This is a genomic window from Pseudoalteromonas luteoviolacea S2607, assembly GCF_001625575.1.
Classification (GTDB): Bacteria; Pseudomonadota; Gammaproteobacteria; order Enterobacterales; family Alteromonadaceae; genus Pseudoalteromonas; species Pseudoalteromonas luteoviolacea_E.
Genome location: NZ_AUXV01000004.1, coordinates 141,284 through 162,897 on the forward strand (window position 1 = coordinate 141,284; position 21,614 = coordinate 162,897).

A 21,614-nucleotide genomic window follows, 5' to 3' on the forward strand; every position below is an offset into this window, starting at 1 on the left:
GGTTGGCATGTTGAATCAACACCATTCAAAACAACGCAGAGTTGTCGTTTCTGGTATGGGCGTCATCGCGCCAAATGGACTTAATTTGGAGTCTTTCTGGCGCAATAACCTTGCAGGTAAAAGCGGTGTAAGTAACGTCAGCCAGTTTGATGTATCTGAGTTTGATGCACAGATTGCGGGTATTGTCGAAAATTTTGTACCGAGCGAATTTGGTCTAAATAAGACGCAAATTGAATCTTTAGATCGTTATGCGCAATTCGCTTTGGCAGCGACCAATATGGCCGTCGAGGATGCTGGGCTTACAAATAACAATGTTGACAACGAAAGGTTGGGCATCTGTATCGCAACAGCGATTGCCGGCACCAAGTTTATGGAAGAAGAGTTTCTTCGCCAAACGGACAATGGGAAAACGCCATTTAGTTTAAAGGAGGTATCTCGAAATTTACTTTCAGGTGCATGCTTTCATACTGCCACATCAGAAATAGCCAAAACTTTAAATGCTTGCGGGCCACAACAAACGTTAGCTACGGGGTGCACGGCTGGGCTAGACGCCATTGGTCACGCATTTAATACGATAAGGGCGGGTTTGGCTGATGTTATGATAAGCGGTGCCAGTGAAGCACCGCTGACACCCATTGCCTTTGGTGCTTTTGATATCATAGGAGCACTAACAAGTGATTCAAATGACAATCCAGAAGCCGCTTCTCGACCCTATGACACGTCGCGCTCTGGATTTGTTCTTGGTGAGAGTTGTGGGATATTTGTCTTGGAAGAACTATCACATGCACTTGCCAGAAATGCCCCTATTTATGCTGAATTGAAGGGCTTTGGTTCTACTTGCAATGCGTATCATATGACGAACTTACAGCCAGAGGGGCATGACCTCCATCGTGCTATGGTTGCAGCCCTACAAGATGCGCAATTGAGTCCGGATAAGATAGATCATGTCAATGCGCATGGTAGTTCAACGCCTCAAAATGATGTGAACGAAACTAATGCGTTGAAAAAAACGCTGGGTGATCACGCGTATAACATTCCTGTCTGTTCTTCAAAATCCCAAATAGGACACGCTTTGGCTGCGGCTAATGCAGTGGAGACTATTGCAGCAATTTTGGCGTTGAAGTACCAGCAAGTACCGCCAACAATCAATATGCAAAAGCCAGATCCTCAATGTGATTTAAATTACGTCGCGAACCAGGCTCAAGCACACAAAATCGAGAATGTCTTAAAAGATGCAAGCGGCTTCTCTGGTATTCATAGTGCATTGGTGTTTGGTAAGTGTGATACACAAAGCTTGGGAGAATATCATGGATAATGAAGTTGCAATTACAGGTATTGGATTATTCTTACCAGATATTAATGACCCTGAAGCGCTGTGGCAGGCTTGGTGTCAAGGCGACTCAAAGCTAACGCGTGCCCATACCGGGATCATAACGAATTTTGTATCAGAAAGTCAGATCAAAGGACGCATTCCCGCGCGAGTTGGAAACAAACTGGACAACTTTTCAAAATTTGCACTGATTGCTTCTGAGCGTGCAATGAATGACGCCAAGCTACCAATAGATAGCTTGGATAAAGACAAAGTAGGGGTGTTTGTAGGCAATGTTTTCGGTGGTTGGCAATATACAGATCGTGAACTTCGTAATTTACATTGTGACGGCCCAAGAGCTGTGAGTCCTTTTCAGGCAACCGCTTGGTTTCCAGCAGCAGCACAAGGCCAAATATCTATCACTCATGGATTTAAAGGTTACTCTAAAACTTACATGTGTGACCGTAGCAGTAGCCTGCACAGTATTTCTGATGCTGCATATCATATTGGGCAAGGACACATAGACGTTGCTATTGCTGGTGGCACAGAATGTATAAACACAGACTTTGTGTTGGCGGCCCTCGCGCAAACGAGTGAGTACACTGGTCGTGGAGAATTTAACCCATTCTCTAAACAGAGTAATGAGTTAGGTTTCACAGAAGGGGCTGTGTTCTTTGTATTAGAAAGTAAGCGTGGGGCGCAATCTCGAGGGGCAACTATTTATGGTTATCTGGGGGGCTCTGCAAACACGACTCAGCCTACCGATGCTGACAGGTACAACACAACAGAGCAACCTTTTATCCGCAACTTTAAATCGCTTAATGGAGCGCCGGATGTCATTTTACCTGATGCATGTGGGCTGCACGAAGTGGACAAAGCAGAGGCTTTGGCCATCAATGAGCTTTACCCACAGAGCAATGTGGTTGTACCAAAGCGTATTTTTGGCCATGGATTAGGTTTTGAAGGTGCACTGGATGTTGCATGTGCTTGCTTACTATTGAAGCATCAAAACTTGCCACAAGGGGAATTAGAAAATGCGTATACGCAATTAAGCGCGCAATCTCCAAATTCAAAAAATAATATTGATCAGATACTTATAAACACCGCTAGCTTAGGCGGTGCAATCAGCAGTCTAATTATTAAAAAAGGAACTTCATCATGATTAACAAAGAACAAGTAACAGACATTGTATACGACGCCATTTGTGCATATTTGGATGTTGAACGATCTGAATTAAATGATGCATCACAATTAGAGGATGAATGGCAGCTTGATTCAACAGAAATGGTCTGTGTTGCCGTTGATATGGAAAAAGAGCTTGGGTTTAAATTAAGAGGCCTAAAGTTCAGTGAAATCGAAACCATTGCAGATGTGATTAGTGAAGTTTTACGTATAGCTGACGTACTTGAAGCACAAGAGCGTGCTGCGGAAGTCGTGTAAGGCTGACCATTCAAGTGGCCAACTTTTGTGGAGAAGTAGGTAGAGTTTAGTGTTAAGCAAAAAGGCCAGTACTATCAAGTATTCTCCCTTGATAGTACTGGCCTTTTACTTTTTAGAATGATCAATGCTTATGTACAAATCAAGAAAAACGATGTCACCCCAACAGGCCTGCCTATATGTTTTTAATGAGTTCGCGATTGCAAAAGGGGTAGGGAAAAAGACCTTGGCGGTTTTACTCAAGTATTTATACCCTCAAAAAATCTTGCGTGTGAAAACCTGTAAAAGTGGTAAACCTTTTATTGTGGACGAGGATGGATGTGCTTCTCACCTTTATGTGAGTATCTCCCATAGCAATTCAACACTTGTGATCTTACTAGCGAATATAGAATGCGGCGTTGATATCGAATTTATGCGTTACCCAGAAAAAATGCTGAGCGTTTATGCGTGGGTTACCCATCCTGAGGATAGGGTTGAGAACCTCACGGCAAAGGAGTTTTTGCGGTCTTGGACGCTTAAAGAGGCGTGGCTCAAATTAAAATCTTTTGGTTTAGAGTTTGGCTTGGATAATATTCGGGTTGAAGGCTTGAATCGTTTTTATGAACAACAAGCAATCGAAATTAATAAAGAGTTGTTACATGCTCAATTTTTCTCTGTCGCTCACTCTGACCAAACGTGTGTGTTGAGCGAGGAGCCTTTGACATTGCGGAAAATAGCAATGACAGTGGACACGCAAACAGGCTTGGCCATGCCCAAGTTATCCGATAAAGAAAGTGAGCCTTAAAGGCTAAGGCCCAAGTAATGCTATTTAGCCTAATAGAAGTAAGCTGGTTGTGAGGGCACCAGAAACAATTAGAACTAATACTGCTCTAACCATAGAGACAAAATAGAGGCTTTGTGTATTTGATAGCTGTTGCTGAATACCCGAAAACATTGCTTTAACCAGTGGTTGAGCCTTGATTTTATATATAATGATGGCACCGACATGCATGGCCACCATAGCAATAAGTAATCTAGCACCTGCATCGTGTATTTTAGAAACTGTATCTAAGTGCTCTGTGGTGAGTATATTGTCCAGTGGTGAGATAAGCCCAGCCATTGTAATACCCGTTATACATTGAATAAATAGCGCTGCAATCATAGTAATTGCCATCCATCCTCCTGCTGGGTTATGACCAGGCTTTTGTGGATAGCGTCCTGTAAAGTATTCGATTACTGTTTTTGGTCCTTTAATGAAGGAGCCAAAACGGCTTGATTCACTGCCAACCACCCCCCACAGTAACCGCCAGACAATGAGCGTAAATAAAAGAATACCTAATGGTTCATGTGGGCCAGTGCCTTTGAAGCCTGAAAGCACTAAAAGTATAAACAAAAGTGCTTGAAGCCAATGATAGATACGTGTAGCGAGATCCCAAACTTTCATAACAAATTCCTTTGCAGGTTGATAAGTTTGCAAAAGCAATCATTGCAAATGCAATGGTTGAATATTAGACTTTAGATATTGGATTTGCAACTACCAATCAAGGAGTAATGAGAAGATGGTTAAATTCACTCGATGGCTAATCGCGTTACCTTTATTAGCGTCGGCAAATAGCGTTAATACGGCTGTGGAATCTAGGCAAAATGCATTTGAGGCGATAGAGTCTTTAGTTGATGAAGCTGAGGACCTGTTGGATGCAAGGGAAATAAAATGGCAAAAGTTACTGGCGGTCAGTGCTCAGCTCAATGCACAAGGAGATATTGTACTCAATGCATTTCCAAGGGGCAGTCACCAAAATAGCCGAGCTAAACCACGTATTTGGGAAAAGTGGGGGCATTTTGAAGGTATGATGTCTCAAATGGACCAAGGGTTTAAATTGCTACACAAAGGCAGTGAAACACAAAACACACGTTTAGCACTGCAAGGCTTAGAGGCTGCGGCTGATACGTGCCGTAGTTGCCACAGAAGTTATCGCTCATTTTGGTGAAAAATACTAAAGCGCTTCTAGTAGATAGTGGCGCTTTAAACATGCACAAACTGGGTTGATTAATTAACGTATAGTTAAACAGGTCGCGAGTTTTAAAGTCAGAATAAAACAAAATAATTGCACAAAAAAGCGACACCTTAGCCACATCGGTAATGCTTGTTGAGCAGCTACTAATCTTTACTCAATTTCAAGAGTTACTTTAAATAAGCCGAGTCATTCGTCAATCAAAGCCTTATGTCGTTTGGTTTTTATTACTATATGCTATTTAAAATGTCGTTATAGAACGAGTAACTCTATTTCTCAAAGCGAGTAAATGTATTGTCTGAATTTCACACTATACTTGCGCAGCTCAATTAACAGATAGTAATATTGACGGACTTACAATAGTGACAGATTTGAGCTACAGTGCTTGGGTTTTAAGATACTAAGTATATTGCTAAATATAATATGCTTAGTTAGTGCCATTTCGAGGTTTAAATGTCTAGGTTTCTGATTGTTATTTTATCATTGATTTTAACAGCGTGTGCTCAAACGTATGATCCCACTCAGCCACTCAAAGAAGATACAGGGTTAGTTGTCGCAAAATTTAGGATGTCTGGCATACACTCTGCAAATTTCTTAACCCGAAATACAAATAGAATTTTAGATAATTACAGCTTTGCTATGAAAGGCAGTGAAAAGTTATTTGTATTTCCAATGTCAGCTGGAACACATTCTCTTGACCAAGTATTGTATATGCAGGGGTCTGGCTTAGTTGATCCCGATCTAGATTGTTTGGGCACTTTTACAATAGAGCCGGGAACTGTAAATTATATCGGTGATGTGTACTTTGATGTAGGTGGATATAACAATTATATTATTTTCTCTACTCATAACTCATCAATATTAGTTAAAGATGAGCGTGTACAAACTTATAAAGAGTTCGAAAATCGGTACCCTAATGTGGCCAAAAAACTTACCAGAAATGAGTCAATTATTGGTCCTGCGGCATGTGAATAAAAAATAAACTTACGCGAAATGGCGCGCAAAAGTGCAGCTTAACAATTTTTGACCCAATTAATATTGGGCTGATTTATACTGTGAACTTAAAGTAATTTATTAAAGTATATATGTAGAATAGGCGTGATTTTAGCTGTTTTGGAACACTGAAGTGAATTTGTAATTACAATGCGAAGGCTGTATCTATAGCAAGTTGTAAGTTTGAAAATGTTGATAAATACAGCTTCGCCCATTTATTAAGACAGTGATATTAACTATTTTCTGCAGAGTCTTCAGCAAGTTTATTTATTTGGTAACAGTCAACAACTTCGGCCTCATGTGTCGAGGTTAAATTTCTCAATAAAGGAACAATAAACTTTCCTGCTAAATTAGTGGTATTTGAGAAAATTCGAATACATGTTGTTTTATTACCTTCTAACACTGCCTCTAAATTGTGTGTGGCACTGCCTGGAGACCATATCTCAAATTTGTATTCACCAGAAAGCAGTGTTAGCTCCTTTTTTCCTTTTTTGGTAAAAGATGCGTAATTCTTCTTTTTCTCACCAAAATACACTCTACTTTCTCCAATTTTTAGGTTGGACTCCATAAACAGTACGACTTTTGAAATATCACTTTCTTTTACTGTATCAGGTAGCTTAGGCGCTACAATCTTTGTACTCTGACATCCTGCGAGTAAAAATAAAGCCAAAATAAAAATAACTTTCAATTTAATTGTTCCTTGTCTTAAATATAAAAATCAATGGGGTCAGAGTCATTGATATAAAGTCATCATGCCCTTTCCGTCACTGTTGCGAAGACAATATTCTAAACAAAACATCTTGGTAAACCAATTTGTAATTCCACTTATTTAATCGGGCATAAACAGGCTCAACCACGAGTTTGCAACCGATATGTGTGTCGTGGCCAAGCTAATATTTGGTCACCTCGTTATAAGCTTTCCAGTACTGCTTCTTTTTATTCACGGTGAATTTTTATCGTTATGCCGATGTATACTTTTTAAATGAACATTGCACTTCTTGGAATACATTGAGGAAAATATGAAAAATCTATTTTTTTGCGTTTTAGGGTTAATTTCACTAAATTTATCTGCGCTTGAGCAAAGTACTTACACGACCATTAAATCCATGCAAGTTTACCCAGACTATGGAGGTGGAGACTTTACGCTTACTTTAAATACGCCCGCGGCTAAATGTAAGGGCTACTGGATCAGTAAGGATAGCCCCGCATACGACACGACAGTAAGTATTTTACTTGCTGCTTATCACACTGACGCTAAAGTATCGGTTTTTGGCCATAATGACGATGCTTCGAAATGGGTGGGGGCGACAACGCACTTCTGCAAGGTCTATACAATTGCTCTAGAAAAAGGCCGCTAAGCGCTGTGTCTAAGGTAAATTAAAACGATTGCAAGCGACGCTCAATCAATCTCTCGTTACAATATCGAATGATTTTTAGTTTCGGCTTCTGTGCAATCTGTTTTGGTAATCAGTTTATGTTGTTGGGTTTGATATGAAGTTGCTCAAAAGCCCATTGCCAACCTGTCTCATCGTGAATTTTGGCATGATAAGTAATGAATTCAAACGGTGGAGCAATGAGTCGAGCTATGGAGTCAGAGTAAGTGGTTGTTGTGGCTGCTTAATGACCACAACAACGTTATTAAAGCGTACTTAATGGGCGTGTATCAACGGACTTAATCTATGTTAAATCGTCCAACTAACTCATCTAAGTTATTAGCAAACTTAACTAATTGCTTTGCACCATCATATAGAGAATCTGCTGATCCGCTGACCTGTTGTATTGACTGATTTATTCCCTCGATTTGTGTTTTACTTTCACTTGCATAGGCACCTTGCTGCTCTGCTTGTTGAGATATATTGGCAATAATCGGGGTTACCCTTTCTATCGAATTTGCAATTTCTTCAAAGGCTCTATGCGCTTGCTCTGATTGTTCAATGGCCGTTTTAGATTCCTCAACACTCAGTGTCATATGCTTCGATACTGAACGGGTCTGATCTGTCAGTTTAGTGAGTACCTTTTCTATATCTTGCGTTGCATCGTGGGAGCGTTGTGCCAAAGTACGTACTTCGTCTGCTACAACAGCAAAGCCACGTCCTTGCTCTCCCGCTCGAGCTGCTTCAATGGCTGCATTTAAAGCGAGTAAGTTGGTTTGTTCAGCGATTGTACGTATCACCTCTAAAATATTGGTAATGTCTTTACTTTGTCCTTCTAGCTCGCTCATTGCCTGTGCAGAACTATCAAGAGAATCATTGAGTGTTGCCACCTGACTCACGGTGCTTTGGATAAGCGCATTACCTTGTTTTGCGTGGCTGTCTGTATTTGAGATCTCACTCAATGCTTGAGTGCAATTGTCATTAACGGTCATAGCCATGTTTTCCATGGCTTGTGTGTGCTCTGCAGTTTGTTGAGATGTACTTGCTTGATGATGACACTGACCACGAATATCATCGACGCTGCTATGAGATTGCTGCGCTTGGGCATTTAGGTTGCTGGCGTTGCTTTTTATATCTCTAACTAGGCCATTGATAGAGTTAAGGAATTGGTTAAACCAAGAGGCGAGTTCACTGATTTCATCATTGCCTATGACCTGCAAGCGTTTCGATAGGTTACCTTCACCTTGTGCGATTTCTTTGAGGCCATCAGAAACCATTTCAATGGGATAAACGATTTTATTGGCTAGAGCAATGGCAATGAAAATAAACAGCACCAACATGCCAATAGAGATAAGCCCAATATTGTATGACATCGCATAGGCAGAAGAGAGAATTTCATCTTCTTCAATCAATGCAACAAATGTCCAATTTAGCGCTTTGGAGTGGTAAAGCCTAGCTTGCAATATTGCATCGCCAGTATCAATCTTTATAAGTGCTTCATCGGAGGGGTTGTTGATAGCCTTGTATTTGGGTCCCTCAAGGGAGGATAAATTCTTGAAATTACTATCGGGATTTTTCGGGTCGGCCAATACGGTGCCATTGCCATCTAACAGCATGAGATAGCCGGTTTGTCCAAGCTGAATATTACTGACAATATCAGTTAAAGTGGCCAGCGTAACATCCAGAGATTGCACACCTACTAAGCTTCCTGAGCGTTTAATCGCTGTTGCGATAGATACCATAGCTTGCCCTGTAACCCCTTGATATGGTTCGGTAATAACAACATCTGATTGGGACTGGGTGACTTCTTGGTACCAAGGTCTTTTACGTGGGTCATAACCACCTAGTGGCTCTGCAGGATACTGGATAAAACCACCATCCTGTGTACCAAGATATACAAACAAAAGTTCAGGATGGGTGACTCCAAAGCTTTCAAAAAGTTTAAATATTGCCGCCTCTTCAGGCCCTGAAGAGGCTGGCTCCATCATCTTTTCGTCGCCGAAATATGTGGTGGTGTCTTTCGCGACATTCACCACCGCCTCGCTCTGCGCTAAAAAGCGGGCGTTATTCTTCATTTGCTCAAAAAACAAAATGAATGCGTTCTCTACTTGTCTGATTTCATTATCAGAAGTTGCAATAAAGCTGGTGTTCGACTCCTGCTTGGTGCGGGTAATACTCATTATAGATATTGCTAGAATAGGTATAATGACTGTCAGTACAAAGCTGCCGATCAGCTTTTGTCGCATTCTCATATATAGCTCCAACTACTTGGCTTTTAAACAGTATAGATGCTGTTTTCTAACCTGTGTAATTGAGATATAAAGAAATTTAACGAGGAGATAAATTGCTAAATTGGTAATAGTTTTGCATATACGAGCGTACAAATTGCATACTTTAGAGGCTCTGCTGGCTTAAATGAGCCTCAAAGAGCCATTATTGTAACTCTCGCTTCAATATAGAGTACATAAAACTGTTTTGATAGCAGCCTTGTAAGTACATGTTATCGCGTAACTCTGCTTCTCGGCGCATGCCTAATTTTTCCATTAACCGCCATGATGCAACGTTACCTATCGCACAAACTGCGATAACTTTGTTGAGCTCAAATTGATCGAATAAATTTGAAATAAACGCACTTGCCGCTTCAAATGCATAGCCCTTCCCCAAGTGCTGTGGGCTCATGCGGTATCCAATCTCACCAATATGGCACTGTTTTTGGGTGAACTTAAACAGCAATTCACCGATAAACTGGTGAGTTGTTTTACACCGGATAGCTAGCATCATTTTTTGATGGTCAACACCCTGCCAAGGTAGCGTCGCTTCTTCAATCCGTAGCTTGGCATCCTCAATTGTGGCTGGATCACCAATGTATTTTGATGTATCAGGGTTTTTCCTTGATTGATAGACATCCGCTAAATCGCTTTGCTGTAAAGGCCTAACAATCAACCTTGTAGTTTCGAATCGCATAACTTAACTCCTTTTTGACTGATTTTTTCATTACCAAGATTTTTAAGCGCTTTTAAACAAATAAGTACAAGTAATGCACACCCCGCAGTTAAAAAAGCGATAGAGCTAGGGCCTGTAATTAAGTATTGATTAGCAAGCCAAGCAATACTCGAAAATAACAGTAATTCGGTTGCCCCTACTAACGCATTTGCAGTGCTCGAGCGTGACTTGTAAAAGTGGCCAACGTAATACATGTAACTCGGAAAGTAACTGCCAAAAATAAACATAATGGCGCAGTGGGCAAAAACAACGGCATGCACATGTTCGCTAAAAAACAAAAAGGTAAAGGCGCTTATTGGCAGTGCTGGCCATAAATACATCGCAATTTTTAGATGGTGCGTACGTTTTTGCATGATTTTGGCAAGTGTTGAGCCTACCAATAATCCAGACATAGAAACCATCATGGCTTGCCCTATTTGTTCTGTGGAATAGGCAAATTCATTTCGCAAGAAAAAAGGCAGGTAGAGTTGCAATGTTAAATATAAAAATGTGGGTGCCCATTTTAGCGATGCCACGGGTATAAAAGTGGGGCTTGAAGCAATATTTTTATATTGCTTCAGTAGTGCAGTGGGCTTTAATGAAACGAGACGTTTTTTGGGCTTTGGAAACGTTGCTAAACCAAATAGAAAAATGCAGACGTAAAAGCAAATTAGCACCAAAGACATGCCTTGCCACGAGAATTGCTCCGCCAACATACCAGCGATTAACGGTGTGATGAGTGCAACAAGGCTTGCTGAAATAGCTAGACTGCCCATTGCGCTGTTAAGTTTTGCACTTTGAAAGCATGAGTATAAAACAGCACGGCTTACTAGAATGGGCGCAGCACAGCCTGCCCCTTGCAATACTCGACCAATCAAAAAAGTGTTGGCGCCATCTGCGAAGGCACAGATCAAAGTGCCTACAATTAATATAATTTGGCCAGTGACAAATAGTGGCCGCTCGCCATATTTGTCGCACAGTGGCCCGACAAGGAGTTGCGCAGAGCCTAAAGAAAGGAAAAAGCTGATAATAACTGCTTGGCTAGCGCCGGGTGACAAAGTAAGGCTGTCTGCTATATCCGGCAGTACAGGCATAAAAATTTGGCTCGCTAGTTGAGAGCAAGAGGTCAATAAAGCAGCCAAGGTGATGTACCTATTCATGATTCTCCGGAATACGACTGGGAAATGTAGGCGGTAATATAACGTGCTTTTAATGTCCTAAAAATAAGGTAATAATTAAAAGACTTTTTCTTATGAGGAATTAATTTGGACTGGTTAAGCGCAGCGCGCAGCTTTGTAGTGCTTGCAGATATGGAGAGCTTTACAAAAGCAGCCGAAATTATGGGAATATCCGCTTCAGCAATGAGCAAACGAATTGACTGGTTAGAGAAGCAACTCGGGCAAACTTTGTTCATCAGAACAACAAGGCAGGTGAGCTTGAATGAAAATGGCATGCAGTTTCTGCCTAATGCAAGGTTATGGATAGATCAATTTGAGCACATGTTAGAGCAAGCACAAGGCAGCGAGCTAAAGCCACAGGGCACATTAAAAATTGCGGCGACTCAGGCGATCGGAAGTAGTGTGCTCATGCCTAATATAAAGCGGTTTTTGGAGCAATATCCCGATCTAACAATCCACCTCAATGTCTTGACGCCAGGCTCCCCGCCAGATTTGGAGCATGACCTTGTAATAACGCGATACCATGAGGAGTTTGACTCTGTGGCCCATAAAGGCACTCGGTTAATTGATTATCAAATGATGCTGTTTGGTGCGCCCAGTTATTTGTCTCAGTGCGAGGAGATCCAAACGGTGGCGGATCTAGCCTCTCATAAGATGTTGCTGAGTAATTATTATCAGAAAAAAGGCGGCATTATTTTAGAAGACGGGACACTATTTGATTTCAATAATTATAATTTTGTTTCGGACCACTTGGATGCAATGATGAAAGCTGCGGTGCAGGGCATGGGGCTTATTTTTATTTCGCCTCAATATGTTGCAAGAGAGATCAAGCAAGGTGCGCTAGTCCCCGTATTGCCAAATTTAAGGTCAGAGGTGAAGCAGCTTTGGGCTTATTATCCAAACTCTAGCTTCACGCCCTATAAAACTCGACTTTTTATTGATGAGCTAAAACGCAGCTTGGGCAGTTAAAAACGGTAATTGATACCGGCACTTAGCTGAAACTGGTTTAATACGTCACCATCAAAATGCCAGATACAGTTATCGGTGGTTTTTGGATCATCATCGCAAACAACTGACGATGAATTTTTGACGATGGTCGCCATCCAGCGTAGTTCTGTGAAAGCGTGGAACCCTGCACCAATAGAGTAATCAACGCCAGTGAATAAACCAGATGCGAAGAAATCATCTGACTCAGCGAAGTTGGGCGTAATTCTATTTACGCCAATTTGTGCGCCGACATAGTAATTGAGATTTTGACTGATAGGCCTCTCAATAGCGCTCTGAAACAGTAGATATTCCATGTCTACTTTAGCAATTGCATTATCAGCAAATTCTGTTTCATTAAAGCTATAGAATAGCCCGTATCGAGTGCTATTAACTATACGGTCCGCAGAAAATCCAAAGTGGCTATTGTCTTCAAGATCAATCGTAAAGTTTTTACTTGTCGTTAGGTCGTGGTTGGTGGAGTATCCGCCAAACACTGAAACACCAAATCCCGAATCGTCGGCAAATGCAATGTTTGCAGAGCTCAACAAGCCAAGACTGGTGATTAGGCAAAGAATATTTTTCATATATTGTCCTTATATGCTGGTCTGCGGCTATTTTGGCATAATTAAATGAATAAAAGGAGAGGCTAAAAAAATAAAGTATGCTTGCACAATATTCTGCCAAAAAATCACGGTTAAGCGCGCTGCGTGTAAAAGCGTGTCATTGATACTCCAAATAAGCAGCGATACAGACCGCAGAGCGGCTCCAGGTACGTCGAAATAGTCACTGTGTGGGCGTAGGGGGCTTATTAAACTGTTTCTACATTATACTTCTGAAGGCCAAATGATGAGGTGTATTGCTACCCTGAGTGGTATTTAGCACTGCTTAAAATAGGTTTGAAGCTCGCTGTAGATTTTGAGAGTTTGGATTTCGTGGTTGCTCAACTACTGTTGATTACAATATCAGCATTGGCGTATCAGTTTTTGTTTTCGATAACTGAATCCCTTATTTAGCCTTTAAGCAAGGCTAAATAAGGAATAAAGATATTACCAAGTCGCTTTATATAAGTAGAAACCGATAAAGTCTTTTAGGTCAGTAATATTTTGTGCTTGCACTTGCTCGTCAATCCAAGTTGAGATCTCTGCATTTAGTGCGTTACCGTCAACTTCAATGCCCTGAAGTACACTTGCTTTATTTTGAGAGTTTAGGAACTCTTCACGGTCGCTGTCATTAAACGCTAAGTGCCAAAGTGTTAAAACAAGCGCTTTTTGTTGCTCTTCGCTTACCGTCGGTGCACTGCTAGGTACAGACGCACCGCCAGCTAATTCAAAAATAGGCGTTCTGTCAGCTGTAAATACACAGCGGTATGCGACTTCACCTAATTGTTGGTTAACTAGAATTGCTGCTGCCTTAGAGCCACTGATCTGAACTAGTTTGTCAGCATATTCGATAGACATTTCAGCTGTCGTATTGACAACACTTACACGAGAGTTCGGGATGTAATACTTATCTCTCAAAATTGCTCTGTTTTCTGGCTCTGAGATTAATGTACTGTATATGCTGTTAGTGATTTGTCTAAGCTCAGGCTTTGTTGCTTGTGCGTAAAGTAGTTGCATACAGCATAAATCGTTAATAAGCGCCGTAGTCATTATTTATCTCCTTTGATAATTGAGGGGACGGTAAACATGCCGTCATATTTAGCGTGTCTATGGCAAGCCGCACAATCAAGATTGTCCTGACTTACTGAACGGTCAAATGGCTCCATAGACGAATTACGTATAATTTTATCCACCGTATTATTACCGGAATAAGCTGGTAGAATATTTCCTCTGGTATCTACCCAAACGTTTTCAATTAATCGATAGTTTTGCAAAGGCGAAACGTTAGGTGTCTTGGTGTACGCTAGGATTGTTAAGCAGCTAGAGTAGTCTAGTGACGACAAGCCAGAACCCTGACAGATCTTTTCGGATAAGTTCTCAACTTTGAAGTTTCTGTCCGAAGGCTGAAACCTAATGATCTGCGCTGGCTGAGTGGTTGTTGTTGGTACTTGGTTTACAACACAACTGGTGTTGTTTATCGCAAGCAAATCGTCTTTAGTACAGTTTTTGATATTTTGCTCGATTTGACTGTTATCGTATAGCAGCCAAGACACAGTTTTATCAATGTTGTTAAAGTCAGCTTTTGAGGCGACGCTTGGCGCATTTTGATAGTATTCAAAAGTCGTCCAAGACCACTCTGAAATTTTAATGTTTTTACATGTAAGCCCTTCACATGTTGTTTCAGTAGATTGCAAAGGGTTCATCTTGTTTGCAATATGCAACCCAGTTAGTCCAACAACTTGTATATCGCAGACATTACTGTCGGAGTATATGCATGCCAAAGATGAATGATATTGGCTTACTGTACTGTATTCACTTTGTGGGATTATTCTCCAAGCACCTTTGGCGACAATAGCCCCTCGTTTGGGCTCTGTTGTGCTACCTGTGGTAAATTGGTAGTTGTTTTTAGCAAAGTTGTTTAAATCGTTAACCGCCACATCGTTGTAATACACTTCAAAATGCAATTTACTTTTATCTATCGCCACAAGTGGTTGGTGGTCTTGATCCGGAATATCCGTATCATGTAAGTACTCTAGATGTTGCGCATATGCCGTGTTTGAGTCTATGTTGAGCGTTTTCAATATGGCGGCAATTTCTTGCTTGTTTTGCGTTGTTAAACTCGGCTTTGTGCCTTGAGTCAAATCCGTCTTTGTTTGCCATGTTTGCCATACGCTTATATCAAATGGCGCAGGGTTCTTCGATAGATCCGGTGCGCGGCTGCTGATGTCGGTTACTGGCCAATTCAATGCGTAAAATTGTTTTACGGCATAGTTTCTAAACCCTTGCGAATTCTCACTGCTGCCGGCTGAGATTGCACCCGGAAAACATCCTACAGGTGTATTATCAAAGGGGACTTTACATGTATCGTTTGGTAGCTGCTCGGAACTTGCAAAACTAGCTGCCCCAAATGCTAGTCCAGCTGCGCCGATGGCTGCTTTTATTATCATTAACTTGATGCCTTATTGAAGTTCAAACTGTTTATTCATGTAAAAAGTCTCGCCAGTTTGGCTGCTTATCTCTGACGCTCTATTAAGCGCGATAGCTGACTGGTCCTTGTTTCCTAAAGTTTGCTCTGCTTGAGCAAGCATCAATAGGTAGCAAGGTAAATTGGCAAGTGCGCCAGTGCTTTCATAGGCACTAATCCACTTATCCAGCTCTGTGCTGGCGCTCTGTTGCCCCAGTTGGATGAGTAGAAACTGTTCTAGCAAGTTAGCTACGATATTCCAAAGCGCGATGTTGTGCTCGCTTGTGAGTTGGATTGCTTGTTGCGCATGCTTTAGTGCACCTTCATGATCACCAAGCATAGTTTTGATTAGCGCCCCACGCGTTAATGCATGAGAGTGGGAAAAGACATTACCAATCTCTTGCGCAGTAGAAATTGCTTTAGCTGACAATGCGAGTGCTTGTTCTTGTTTTCCAAGTTCAACGCAACATATGGCGTAATAGCTTAACTCAGCAATACCAATATTGTATGAATAGTTCTTGTTAAACAGGCCGTCGAGTTCGGTATCAAACAAAGCGTGGTTTTGTTCATAAACTCGCTCGGCTTCTTCATATCTACCAAGCCACAACTTAGAACCAGCAACGAGCGCATTCAGGGCGACCTGATCGACCGTTTCTATCTGTTTTGTTGATGTATAGGCTTGTTCTGAGGTACTGATACTTTCTTCAAAATTACCCCTGACCATGTAGTAGACCCCAATTCCCCAGAGTGTTCTCGATAGCTCAGGTGTGCCGTCAATATTCTGAGCTATATCAATTGCTTTTTTATAGTTGGCATGAACATCTGGACTAGCGTAGCCCTTAAAACCGATATAAAAGTTAGCCAAGCTCAGTTGAAGATCTAAAACTTCTTGCTCTTGAATATTCAGTGAAGATTTATGTTCATTGGCAATATTGTCTGCTTTTTCAAGGGCAACAAGTGCTTGTTGAAAGCGTGATTCTGACGTACTTTCTTTACCGATTTTTAAGAACACTTTGAATGCATCCGTGAATGAGGCTGCTTTTTGATAGTGTTCACCTTGAGTAAATTGTAGCGAAAAGTTGTTGGCAAAAGATTTAAGTACTTCGGCTATTTTCAGGTGATTGGTTGTTTTTGCTTTATTGTCCATACTGTCATAAGCGGCATCTCTAACCAAAGCATGTTTGAATATGTAGCTGTCTGTTTCAACCCTTCTTTGCTGAATAATCAACTCTTTATCTAACAGCTCATTCAAATCATTTTGAATTTGGTCTTCGCTTAAAGCCGATGTCTTGACCAAGAGTTCATACTCAAACTCTCTACCAATTGCCGCAGCCAGCTGTGCTGTTTCTTTGGCATGAACCAAATTGTCTAGTTTCTGTTGTAAAGATTCTCTTAAGCTATTAGGGACTTGCTCTAGCTTATCCGGATTTATAAATGTAATCGCACCATTGGTCTCGTGAATTAGCTGCTTTTCTTTCAGCATATCAACAAGCTCTTCGATAAAGAGAGGGATACCATCAGTGCGTTTTACCAGAACAGAGCGAACATTTTCAGATACATTTTTACTATCGAATAGCTGTTCGATGAAGTCAGCGGTGGCCTTTGCCGTGAGTTTATTAAGCTCGATTTCAACCAGTGTGAGATCCAGCAAGCTGTTCGGACAAGGTTGTCTAGAAGTGCTAATCATGACACTGCCATCTTGTAATTGTGCCGCAAAGTAGCGCAAAAATTCGAGTGTAATAACGTCTGACCAATGGATGTCTTCGATAATGTACAGTTTAAATTCTGTAATGCTGGATTTTCGAGACATCAGCAATGCGCTTAACCCAGCAAACAATAGCGCTTTTTGTTCATCAGGAGAATGAGAAGACGTTTGCATTTCGTCAGGCAGTGGAATGGCCAACCAAACCATAATAACAGGAATAGTAGCTTCAACCTCAGAAGCCGTCTGGCCAAATTCGGTCAAGATATCCCCAAATAGCTGTATGACGTCTGCCGATGCCAAGTTGTCTGTATTTAATAAATATCTGACTAAATTTAAAATGGGATACAACGCATTGTTTTGATGCTCTGGTAAGCACTGAGCGACTAGGTGTTGGTATTTGCTCGCATTGTCTCTGACCTCCTGCAACAATCTCGACTTACCAATACCAGCCTCACCATAAATATGGGCAATACGGGTGTTGTTGTCGCCATTAATAACAGACAGGGTTTTATCTAGCTCAAGTTGGCGGCCAATTAACTTGTGGTTGGTTTTAGTACCACGCATAAAACCAAATGCTTCTATGCGTTTTTCGCCTTTGAGGTTGTATATAGATAGTTGCTCAAACGAAAGGCCCAGTTGGACATTATCGAAATAATCAAAATCACTATATGGCTCTAAAATAGCACGTGACTCTGCCGAGCATAAAATTTGTCTCTCACCAGCTAAGCGTGAAAGCTCCATTGCAGTATTTGCGACATTGCCTTCAGGCACTGCATTAGCGTACGTAACAAATATACCCGAATGAATACCAATATGTGCATTGAGCTGAATACCATGTGCTTCTTGCATTAATGCATTTCGTTTAGAAAGCTCGCTAATGGCCTCCAACGCAGTACGTGCAGATAGCCTTGTATCATTGTCGCTGGCAACCGGATAACCAAAATAAAACAGCATGGTATCAGCTAGGTTTCCGACATGGTAAGCGCCAAAGCGTGTCGCAATGTCAATACAGTGGTTGCGTTGAGATTTAAATAGCGTGTCTATTATGTCTAAATCTTTGGCACTATCAGTAAGGCGCTTTGCGCTCATTCTGATGGCTAATACCGTTATTTGTTTACGCTCAGTAAGTGTGGTGTAGTCATGTACTAGTGGGCTGCTAGGATCGTCATTTCTGAGTACGACGGTGTTGTCATCATAACCGTGCTGTGCCTGAACATCAGCCAAGATACCAACCAAGTTTGAGACGTTCATGGAGTTGAGTTCAGAAAAGATCTCTTGACCAGAAATAACGCGCTCAGTGGCATTCTTTTGTAGTACTCTGCGCAATAAGCCAGAAAGCGGGTGGCCTAACAATGCACTTGGGATGGGAATATGAACATCACTTAATTGTTTATGGTAAATTGATGCGACACTTGACCCCGTAACCGCAGGCATGCCGGTTAAGCACTCTAATAATACTAAGCCCCAAACGTATAAATCAGTCTTTTCGGATGCGGGTTCTCCCCTCAATTGCTCTGGTGCACTGTAGGAAGGGGTGCCAATGGTTTCTTGTGTTAAGGTAATCGTCGAAAAGTCTTGATGCCTGTTTTCTTGCGTGAGCGTTCCAATACCAAAATCTAGTATTTTCGCATGGGTCTTGGCCCCAGCTTGAGATAGCATGATGTTCGCAGGCTTAATATCTCGGTGGATAATCCCTTTTTTATGAGCATGAATAAGCGCATCTAATACTTGCAGCATAATATCGGTAGCATTTACTGCATCCAAAGCGCCTTCTTGCATTAAATATTCGCGTAGGGATTGTCCTTCAATATATTCGAACACGCCAAATAGTAAGTGCTCATCAACCTGCCCTTTATCTAATAACCTAACGATATGAGGATGTTCAAGCTGTCCACTTAGTGCTGTTTCTCGTTTGAATCTTTCGATATAGCGTTTCTTTTTCGCTTCTTCTAAGTGAGGCTCTAGGGCCAGAAACTTAATTGCAACTGTCTGGTCAGTATTTTTATTTCTAGCTTTAAATACTTTGCCGAAACCACCTTCACCAATTTTATAAAGAAGCTCGTATTGAGCCGAATCGAAGCGGTTTTCTATGTATGGGTCAGAAAAATGAGTTAGTGACATGATACTTATTTCTTCGAGTTAATTATCTGCTGCCAGAATATGATTGTTATTGTTAGTCTGTGCGAATCTTACATCGTTTTATGGTTGAAGACGATGACAAGTTCTAATTAATTTAGCACTTGAAAAACATACGATTTTTGACCTAGTAAGAAATAATGGTGTCACATTAATTATCCTAAATTTTGGTATTAATTACCTAGTAAATTAGCAATAAAAATAAAAGTTTAAGTAATCTATATTTCAAAATTATTGATTATATTGCGCCAAACCCTTGCTGCTTGTGATGCAAGCTATTTTTTAGATATACATGGTTGCTTTGTTGATGTAAACAAGTTTTTGTTACGGTTAAATATGATTGTGATTTTGTAAATGGTTGAGTTGTGTAACAAGGTGATAGATGCTAGATCATCACTCTGTATGGAATTGTGTTAATTGGGAAGTTAATTACCCCTAATTAATTAGTCCTTTCAGTTGGTGTAATCTGGTGTAATTTATTATTGTTTTGTATTTTGTAATAATCGAATGGGCTGTTTAATAAAAATACAGGAATGTTATGGAACGCCGTTCATTTTTAAAGTCATCTATGTCGGTGTGTGCTGCAAGCACATTTTTGTCGGCAGGGCCGTTGTTGGCTCATACTCATGATTCAAACGAAGTTTCGTACACTCAAAGATTAACTGGAAGTGATTTAAATAGCTTGAACATTAATCCTCCAAGTTCACTTTTAGAAAACCCACAAAACACGCTAGTCAAAGTACAATTAAAACCAATTGTAGCCAGACGCTATGCTAGCAATGTGTATATTCTATTTGAGTTATCAAAACATATTACAGTTTATGATAATTTGGGTGAAAAAATAAGCGAAATACCATTTCCAGACGCGCTTGGCCATATCAAGGATTTTGCGATTGATGAACAGCGCCAACGCATCTTTATCGCGAGCCGCAATGCATATTCAATACATGTTATTGATTTCAATGGCCAGCTCATAAATACATTTGGCAACTATGGCATTGAGTTACCCCACCAAGTGAGTGGTATTAAGTCCATCACGTCAGATAACCGCGGTTTTCTTCATATTTTGAACTCCTACACAAACGACGTAAAAGTATTTGATGGACAGGGGAGCTATCAATTTAGTTATGGGCCAAAGTCACTTACTAAGAATACGACTTTGTCATCTATTGATGGATATCAAACAATTCGGCTATCGGGTGGAAAGTTTAAGGATATTGTTTATACCTTGAATGTGGATGGCAAGACTATAGGTTGATAGCGATGGATGCAAAGCTTAAAGGTACTCGTGAAGTAATTTCGTTTGCTAAGTTACCGTTGAGCTGCGATCTCAAAGCAATCAATACTGAAGTCGCCTTACTTGATGATTCGCAATGGTGTATGCATGTAAATCAAGCCTGTTACATAGGTGCTTGGGATGTCATGCCATTATATGCTCAAACACAGCATATGCATGCTCATCCAGTTCTCCAGTGCTTTTCAATTGAACAGACTAATGTGGCTTTCACGCCTTTACCTATCATGAAGTACTTGCCTGCATTAGCTCAATTTTTGGCGCAGTTTAAGTGCCCACTTAAGTCAGTCCGACTAATGAGGCTGCACCCCGATAGTGAAATATTACCCCATCACGACCATGAGGTTTCATTAGAGTACGGTGAAGCGCGTCTTCATGTGCCAATGACTGGGAGTGACAGTGTTGATTTTATCGTTAACGAGTTAAAGGCCCCCATGGTGAATGGGGAGGTATGGTATGTGAATGCCCATCTCCAGCATCGTGTTTCTAACCTAGGCGCCGAATCGAGAATCAATTTGGTTATTGACTGTAAAGTAGAAGATTGGCTGAAAAAAATCATAAAAAGTTCCGAGCAAAAATATTGAAGCTGCATATACTCAATAAATGCACAAAAGAGGATAAGGAATATGGTGCAATTTACCATTCCAGAAGGGCTACACATTCGTCCTTCGACAGCGAGCGATAAGCCATTTATTGAAAAGCTGCACAGAGAAGTCAGGCAGGATTTGCAGTATATAGATGGTGAACGCGACTTTATTGAATCAATTGTTGACATGCAACTCAAAGCGCAAACGCAAGGGTATGGCGCACAGTACCCTAATGCCATGTATTTTATTATCGAAAAACATGGTGAGCCAATCGGTAAAGCAACTTTGGATTTTGGCCACAATGAAATCCGCTTGATTGATATTGGCTTTTTGATTGCGGCACGAGGGCACGGTTTTGGCCGCGCGATTATTCAGTCTTTTCAGCATTGTGCTGCGCAGTCAGCAGTACCTTTAACCTTATCTGTTGTAAGCCACAATTTGGGCGTCAAACGCATGTATTTAGCGCTAGGTTTTCAAGTATTAGAGATTCAGCCTCCGCACGAATTGATGATCTGGTATCCGCCTGCGATGAAAAGCATTGTTGGCGTTTAATTTGGTTTCGTAATTTTCTCGAAACCG

General features: G+C 41.0%; 20 protein-coding genes. 11 read left to right on the plus strand and 9 right to left on the minus strand.

Annotation, left to right across the window (positions count from 1 at the left end):
* Positions 1-7: 7 nt before the first annotated feature.
* The 4 genes from N480_RS04600 (at position 8) to N480_RS04615 (ending at position 3,530) form a co-directional block, all read left to right on the plus strand.
* Positions 8-1,315: a beta-ketoacyl-[acyl-carrier-protein] synthase family protein gene (locus N480_RS04600; protein ID WP_063371363.1), complete on the plus strand. Its 1,308-nt coding sequence runs from the start codon at positions 8-10 to the stop codon at positions 1,313-1,315.
* Positions 1,308-2,471: a beta-ketoacyl synthase N-terminal-like domain-containing protein gene (locus N480_RS04605; RefSeq protein WP_063371364.1), complete on the plus strand. Its 1,164-nt coding sequence runs from the start codon at positions 1,308-1,310 to the stop codon at positions 2,469-2,471. The genes N480_RS04600 and N480_RS04605 overlap by 8 nt, the downstream gene beginning before the upstream one ends.
* Complete coding sequence (locus tag N480_RS04610) at positions 2,468-2,749, plus strand: acyl carrier protein (protein ID WP_063371365.1); 282 nt, start codon at positions 2,468-2,470, stop codon at positions 2,747-2,749. The genes N480_RS04605 and N480_RS04610 overlap by 4 nt, the downstream gene beginning before the upstream one ends.
* A gap of 151 nt (positions 2,750-2,900) precedes the next feature.
* A complete protein-coding gene (locus tag N480_RS04615; protein ID WP_231102224.1) occupies positions 2,901-3,530 on the plus strand; it encodes a 4'-phosphopantetheinyl transferase family protein in 630 nt (209 codons plus the stop codon).
* 24 nt (positions 3,531-3,554) lie between these two features.
* On the opposite strand, the gene N480_RS04620 is transcribed toward N480_RS04615, so the two are convergent.
* Positions 3,555-4,169 carry a cytochrome b/b6 domain-containing protein gene (locus tag N480_RS04620; protein ID WP_063371367.1) on the minus strand — a complete coding sequence of 205 codons (615 nt, stop codon included), beginning with the start codon at positions 4,167-4,169 and terminating at the stop codon, positions 3,555-3,557.
* Positions 4,170-4,284: 115 nt separating this feature from the next.
* On the opposite strand from N480_RS04620, the gene N480_RS04625 reads away from it, so the two are divergent.
* Positions 4,285-4,713: a cytochrome c gene (locus N480_RS04625; protein WP_063371368.1), complete on the plus strand. Its 429-nt coding sequence runs from the start codon at positions 4,285-4,287 to the stop codon at positions 4,711-4,713.
* Positions 4,714-5,190: 477 nt separating this feature from the next.
* Positions 5,191-5,712 carry a hypothetical protein gene (locus N480_RS04630; protein WP_063371369.1) on the plus strand — a complete coding sequence of 174 codons (522 nt, stop codon included), beginning with the start codon at positions 5,191-5,193 and terminating at the stop codon, positions 5,710-5,712.
* Positions 5,713-5,962: 250 nt separating this feature from the next.
* Here N480_RS04630 and N480_RS04635 read toward each other — a convergent pair whose 3' ends face one another.
* Positions 5,963-6,418 (minus strand): hypothetical protein, encoded by a 456-nt coding sequence (locus N480_RS04635; RefSeq protein ID WP_063371370.1) that lies wholly within the window; start codon positions 6,416-6,418, stop codon positions 5,963-5,965.
* Between the two features lie 331 nt (positions 6,419-6,749).
* Here N480_RS04635 and N480_RS04640 point away from each other — a divergent pair, with 331 nt between their 5' ends.
* Positions 6,750-7,088, plus strand: a complete 339-nt coding sequence (locus N480_RS04640; protein ID WP_063371371.1) for a hypothetical protein — start codon at positions 6,750-6,752, stop codon at positions 7,086-7,088.
* A gap of 314 nt (positions 7,089-7,402) precedes the next feature.
* On the opposite strand, the gene N480_RS04645 is transcribed toward N480_RS04640, so the two are convergent.
* The 3 genes from N480_RS04645 to N480_RS04655 all read right to left on the minus strand — a co-directional run bounded on the left by N480_RS04645 (position 7,403) and on the right by N480_RS04655 (position 11,245).
* Positions 7,403-9,355 (minus strand): methyl-accepting chemotaxis protein, encoded by a 1,953-nt coding sequence (locus N480_RS04645; RefSeq protein ID WP_063371372.1) that lies wholly within the window; start codon positions 9,353-9,355, stop codon positions 7,403-7,405.
* A 181-nt stretch (positions 9,356-9,536) separates the two neighbouring features.
* The gene (locus N480_RS04650) at positions 9,537-10,067 is read right to left on the minus strand and encodes a GNAT family N-acetyltransferase (RefSeq protein ID WP_063371373.1); all 531 of its coding nucleotides are present in this window, start codon (positions 10,065-10,067) and stop codon (positions 9,537-9,539) included.
* Complete coding sequence (locus tag N480_RS04655) at positions 10,043-11,245, minus strand: MFS transporter (RefSeq protein ID WP_063371374.1); 1,203 nt, start codon at positions 11,243-11,245, stop codon at positions 10,043-10,045. The genes N480_RS04650 and N480_RS04655 overlap by 25 nt, the downstream gene beginning before the upstream one ends.
* Positions 11,246-11,350: 105 nt before the next feature.
* Between N480_RS04655 and N480_RS04660 the strand changes: the two genes are divergently transcribed.
* Positions 11,351-12,232 carry a LysR family transcriptional regulator gene (locus N480_RS04660; protein ID WP_063371375.1) on the plus strand — a complete coding sequence of 294 codons (882 nt, stop codon included), beginning with the start codon at positions 11,351-11,353 and terminating at the stop codon, positions 12,230-12,232.
* Here the strand turns inward: N480_RS04660 and N480_RS04665 are convergent.
* From N480_RS04665 to N480_RS04680, 4 genes are all read right to left on the minus strand, one after another.
* Positions 12,229-12,834, minus strand: coding sequence for a hypothetical protein (locus N480_RS04665; protein WP_063371376.1), 606 nt, complete (start codon positions 12,832-12,834; stop codon positions 12,229-12,231). The genes N480_RS04660 and N480_RS04665 overlap by 4 nt on opposite strands.
* A gap of 462 nt (positions 12,835-13,296) precedes the next feature.
* Positions 13,297-13,899 carry a hypothetical protein gene (locus N480_RS04670; RefSeq protein WP_063371377.1) on the minus strand — a complete coding sequence of 201 codons (603 nt, stop codon included), beginning with the start codon at positions 13,897-13,899 and terminating at the stop codon, positions 13,297-13,299.
* Complete coding sequence (locus tag N480_RS04675; RefSeq protein WP_063371378.1) at positions 13,899-15,296, minus strand: hypothetical protein; 1,398 nt, start codon at positions 15,294-15,296, stop codon at positions 13,899-13,901. Before N480_RS04675 ends, N480_RS04670 begins: the two co-directional genes overlap by 1 nt.
* Positions 15,297-15,308: 12 nt before the next feature.
* Complete coding sequence (locus N480_RS04680; RefSeq protein WP_081231745.1) at positions 15,309-19,139, minus strand: TOMM system kinase/cyclase fusion protein; 3,831 nt, start codon at positions 19,137-19,139, stop codon at positions 15,309-15,311.
* Positions 19,140-19,692: 553 nt separating this feature from the next.
* Between N480_RS04680 and N480_RS04685 the strand changes: the two genes are divergently transcribed.
* The 3 genes from N480_RS04685 to N480_RS04695 are packed head-to-tail and all read left to right on the plus strand — an operon-like array spanning position 19,693 to position 21,587.
* Positions 19,693-20,412, plus strand: a complete 720-nt coding sequence (locus N480_RS04685) for a hypothetical protein (protein WP_063371379.1) — start codon at positions 19,693-19,695, stop codon at positions 20,410-20,412.
* Positions 20,413-20,417: 5 nt separating this feature from the next.
* Positions 20,418-21,032, plus strand: a complete 615-nt coding sequence (locus N480_RS04690; protein WP_063371380.1) for an aspartyl/asparaginyl beta-hydroxylase domain-containing protein — start codon at positions 20,418-20,420, stop codon at positions 21,030-21,032.
* A 42-nt stretch (positions 21,033-21,074) separates the two neighbouring features.
* Entirely contained in the window at positions 21,075-21,587 is a 513-nt protein-coding gene (locus N480_RS04695) for a GNAT family N-acetyltransferase (RefSeq protein WP_196761451.1), read from the plus strand.
* Positions 21,588-21,614 lie beyond the last annotated feature (27 nt).

Excerpts from the sequence above, each read along its gene's own strand:
- N480_RS04600 (WP_063371363.1), top strand. The coding sequence starts at position 8 with ATGTTGAATCAACACCATTCAAAACAACGCAGAGTTGTCGTTTCTGGT.
- N480_RS04605 (WP_063371364.1), top strand. The coding sequence starts at position 1,308 with ATGGATAATGAAGTTGCAATTACAGGTATTGGATTATTCTTACCAGAT.
- N480_RS04610 (WP_063371365.1), top strand. The coding sequence starts at position 2,468 with ATGATTAACAAAGAACAAGTAACAGACATTGTATACGACGCCATTTGT.
- N480_RS04615 (WP_231102224.1), top strand. The coding sequence starts at position 2,901 with ATGTCACCCCAACAGGCCTGCCTATATGTTTTTAATGAGTTCGCGATT.
- N480_RS04620 (WP_063371367.1), bottom strand. The coding sequence starts at position 4,169 with ATGAAAGTTTGGGATCTCGCTACACGTATCTATCATTGGCTTCAAGCA.
- N480_RS04625 (WP_063371368.1), top strand. The coding sequence starts at position 4,285 with ATGGTTAAATTCACTCGATGGCTAATCGCGTTACCTTTATTAGCGTCG.
- N480_RS04630 (WP_063371369.1), top strand. The coding sequence starts at position 5,191 with ATGTCTAGGTTTCTGATTGTTATTTTATCATTGATTTTAACAGCGTGT.
- N480_RS04640 (WP_063371371.1), top strand. The coding sequence starts at position 6,750 with ATGAAAAATCTATTTTTTTGCGTTTTAGGGTTAATTTCACTAAATTTA.
- N480_RS04645 (WP_063371372.1), bottom strand. The coding sequence starts at position 9,355 with ATGAGAATGCGACAAAAGCTGATCGGCAGCTTTGTACTGACAGTCATT.
- N480_RS04650 (WP_063371373.1), bottom strand. The coding sequence starts at position 10,067 with ATGCGATTCGAAACTACAAGGTTGATTGTTAGGCCTTTACAGCAAAGC.
- N480_RS04655 (WP_063371374.1), bottom strand. The coding sequence starts at position 11,245 with ATGAATAGGTACATCACCTTGGCTGCTTTATTGACCTCTTGCTCTCAA.
- N480_RS04665 (WP_063371376.1), bottom strand. The coding sequence starts at position 12,834 with ATGAAAAATATTCTTTGCCTAATCACCAGTCTTGGCTTGTTGAGCTCT.
- N480_RS04670 (WP_063371377.1), bottom strand. The coding sequence starts at position 13,899 with ATGACTACGGCGCTTATTAACGATTTATGCTGTATGCAACTACTTTAC.
- N480_RS04675 (WP_063371378.1), bottom strand. The coding sequence starts at position 15,296 with ATGATAATAAAAGCAGCCATCGGCGCAGCTGGACTAGCATTTGGGGCA.
- N480_RS04680 (WP_081231745.1), bottom strand. The coding sequence starts at position 19,139 with ATGTCACTAACTCATTTTTCTGACCCATACATAGAAAACCGCTTCGAT.
- N480_RS04685 (WP_063371379.1), top strand. The coding sequence starts at position 19,693 with ATGGAACGCCGTTCATTTTTAAAGTCATCTATGTCGGTGTGTGCTGCA.
- N480_RS04690 (WP_063371380.1), top strand. The coding sequence starts at position 20,418 with ATGGATGCAAAGCTTAAAGGTACTCGTGAAGTAATTTCGTTTGCTAAG.
- N480_RS04695 (WP_196761451.1), top strand. The coding sequence starts at position 21,075 with ATGGTGCAATTTACCATTCCAGAAGGGCTACACATTCGTCCTTCGACA.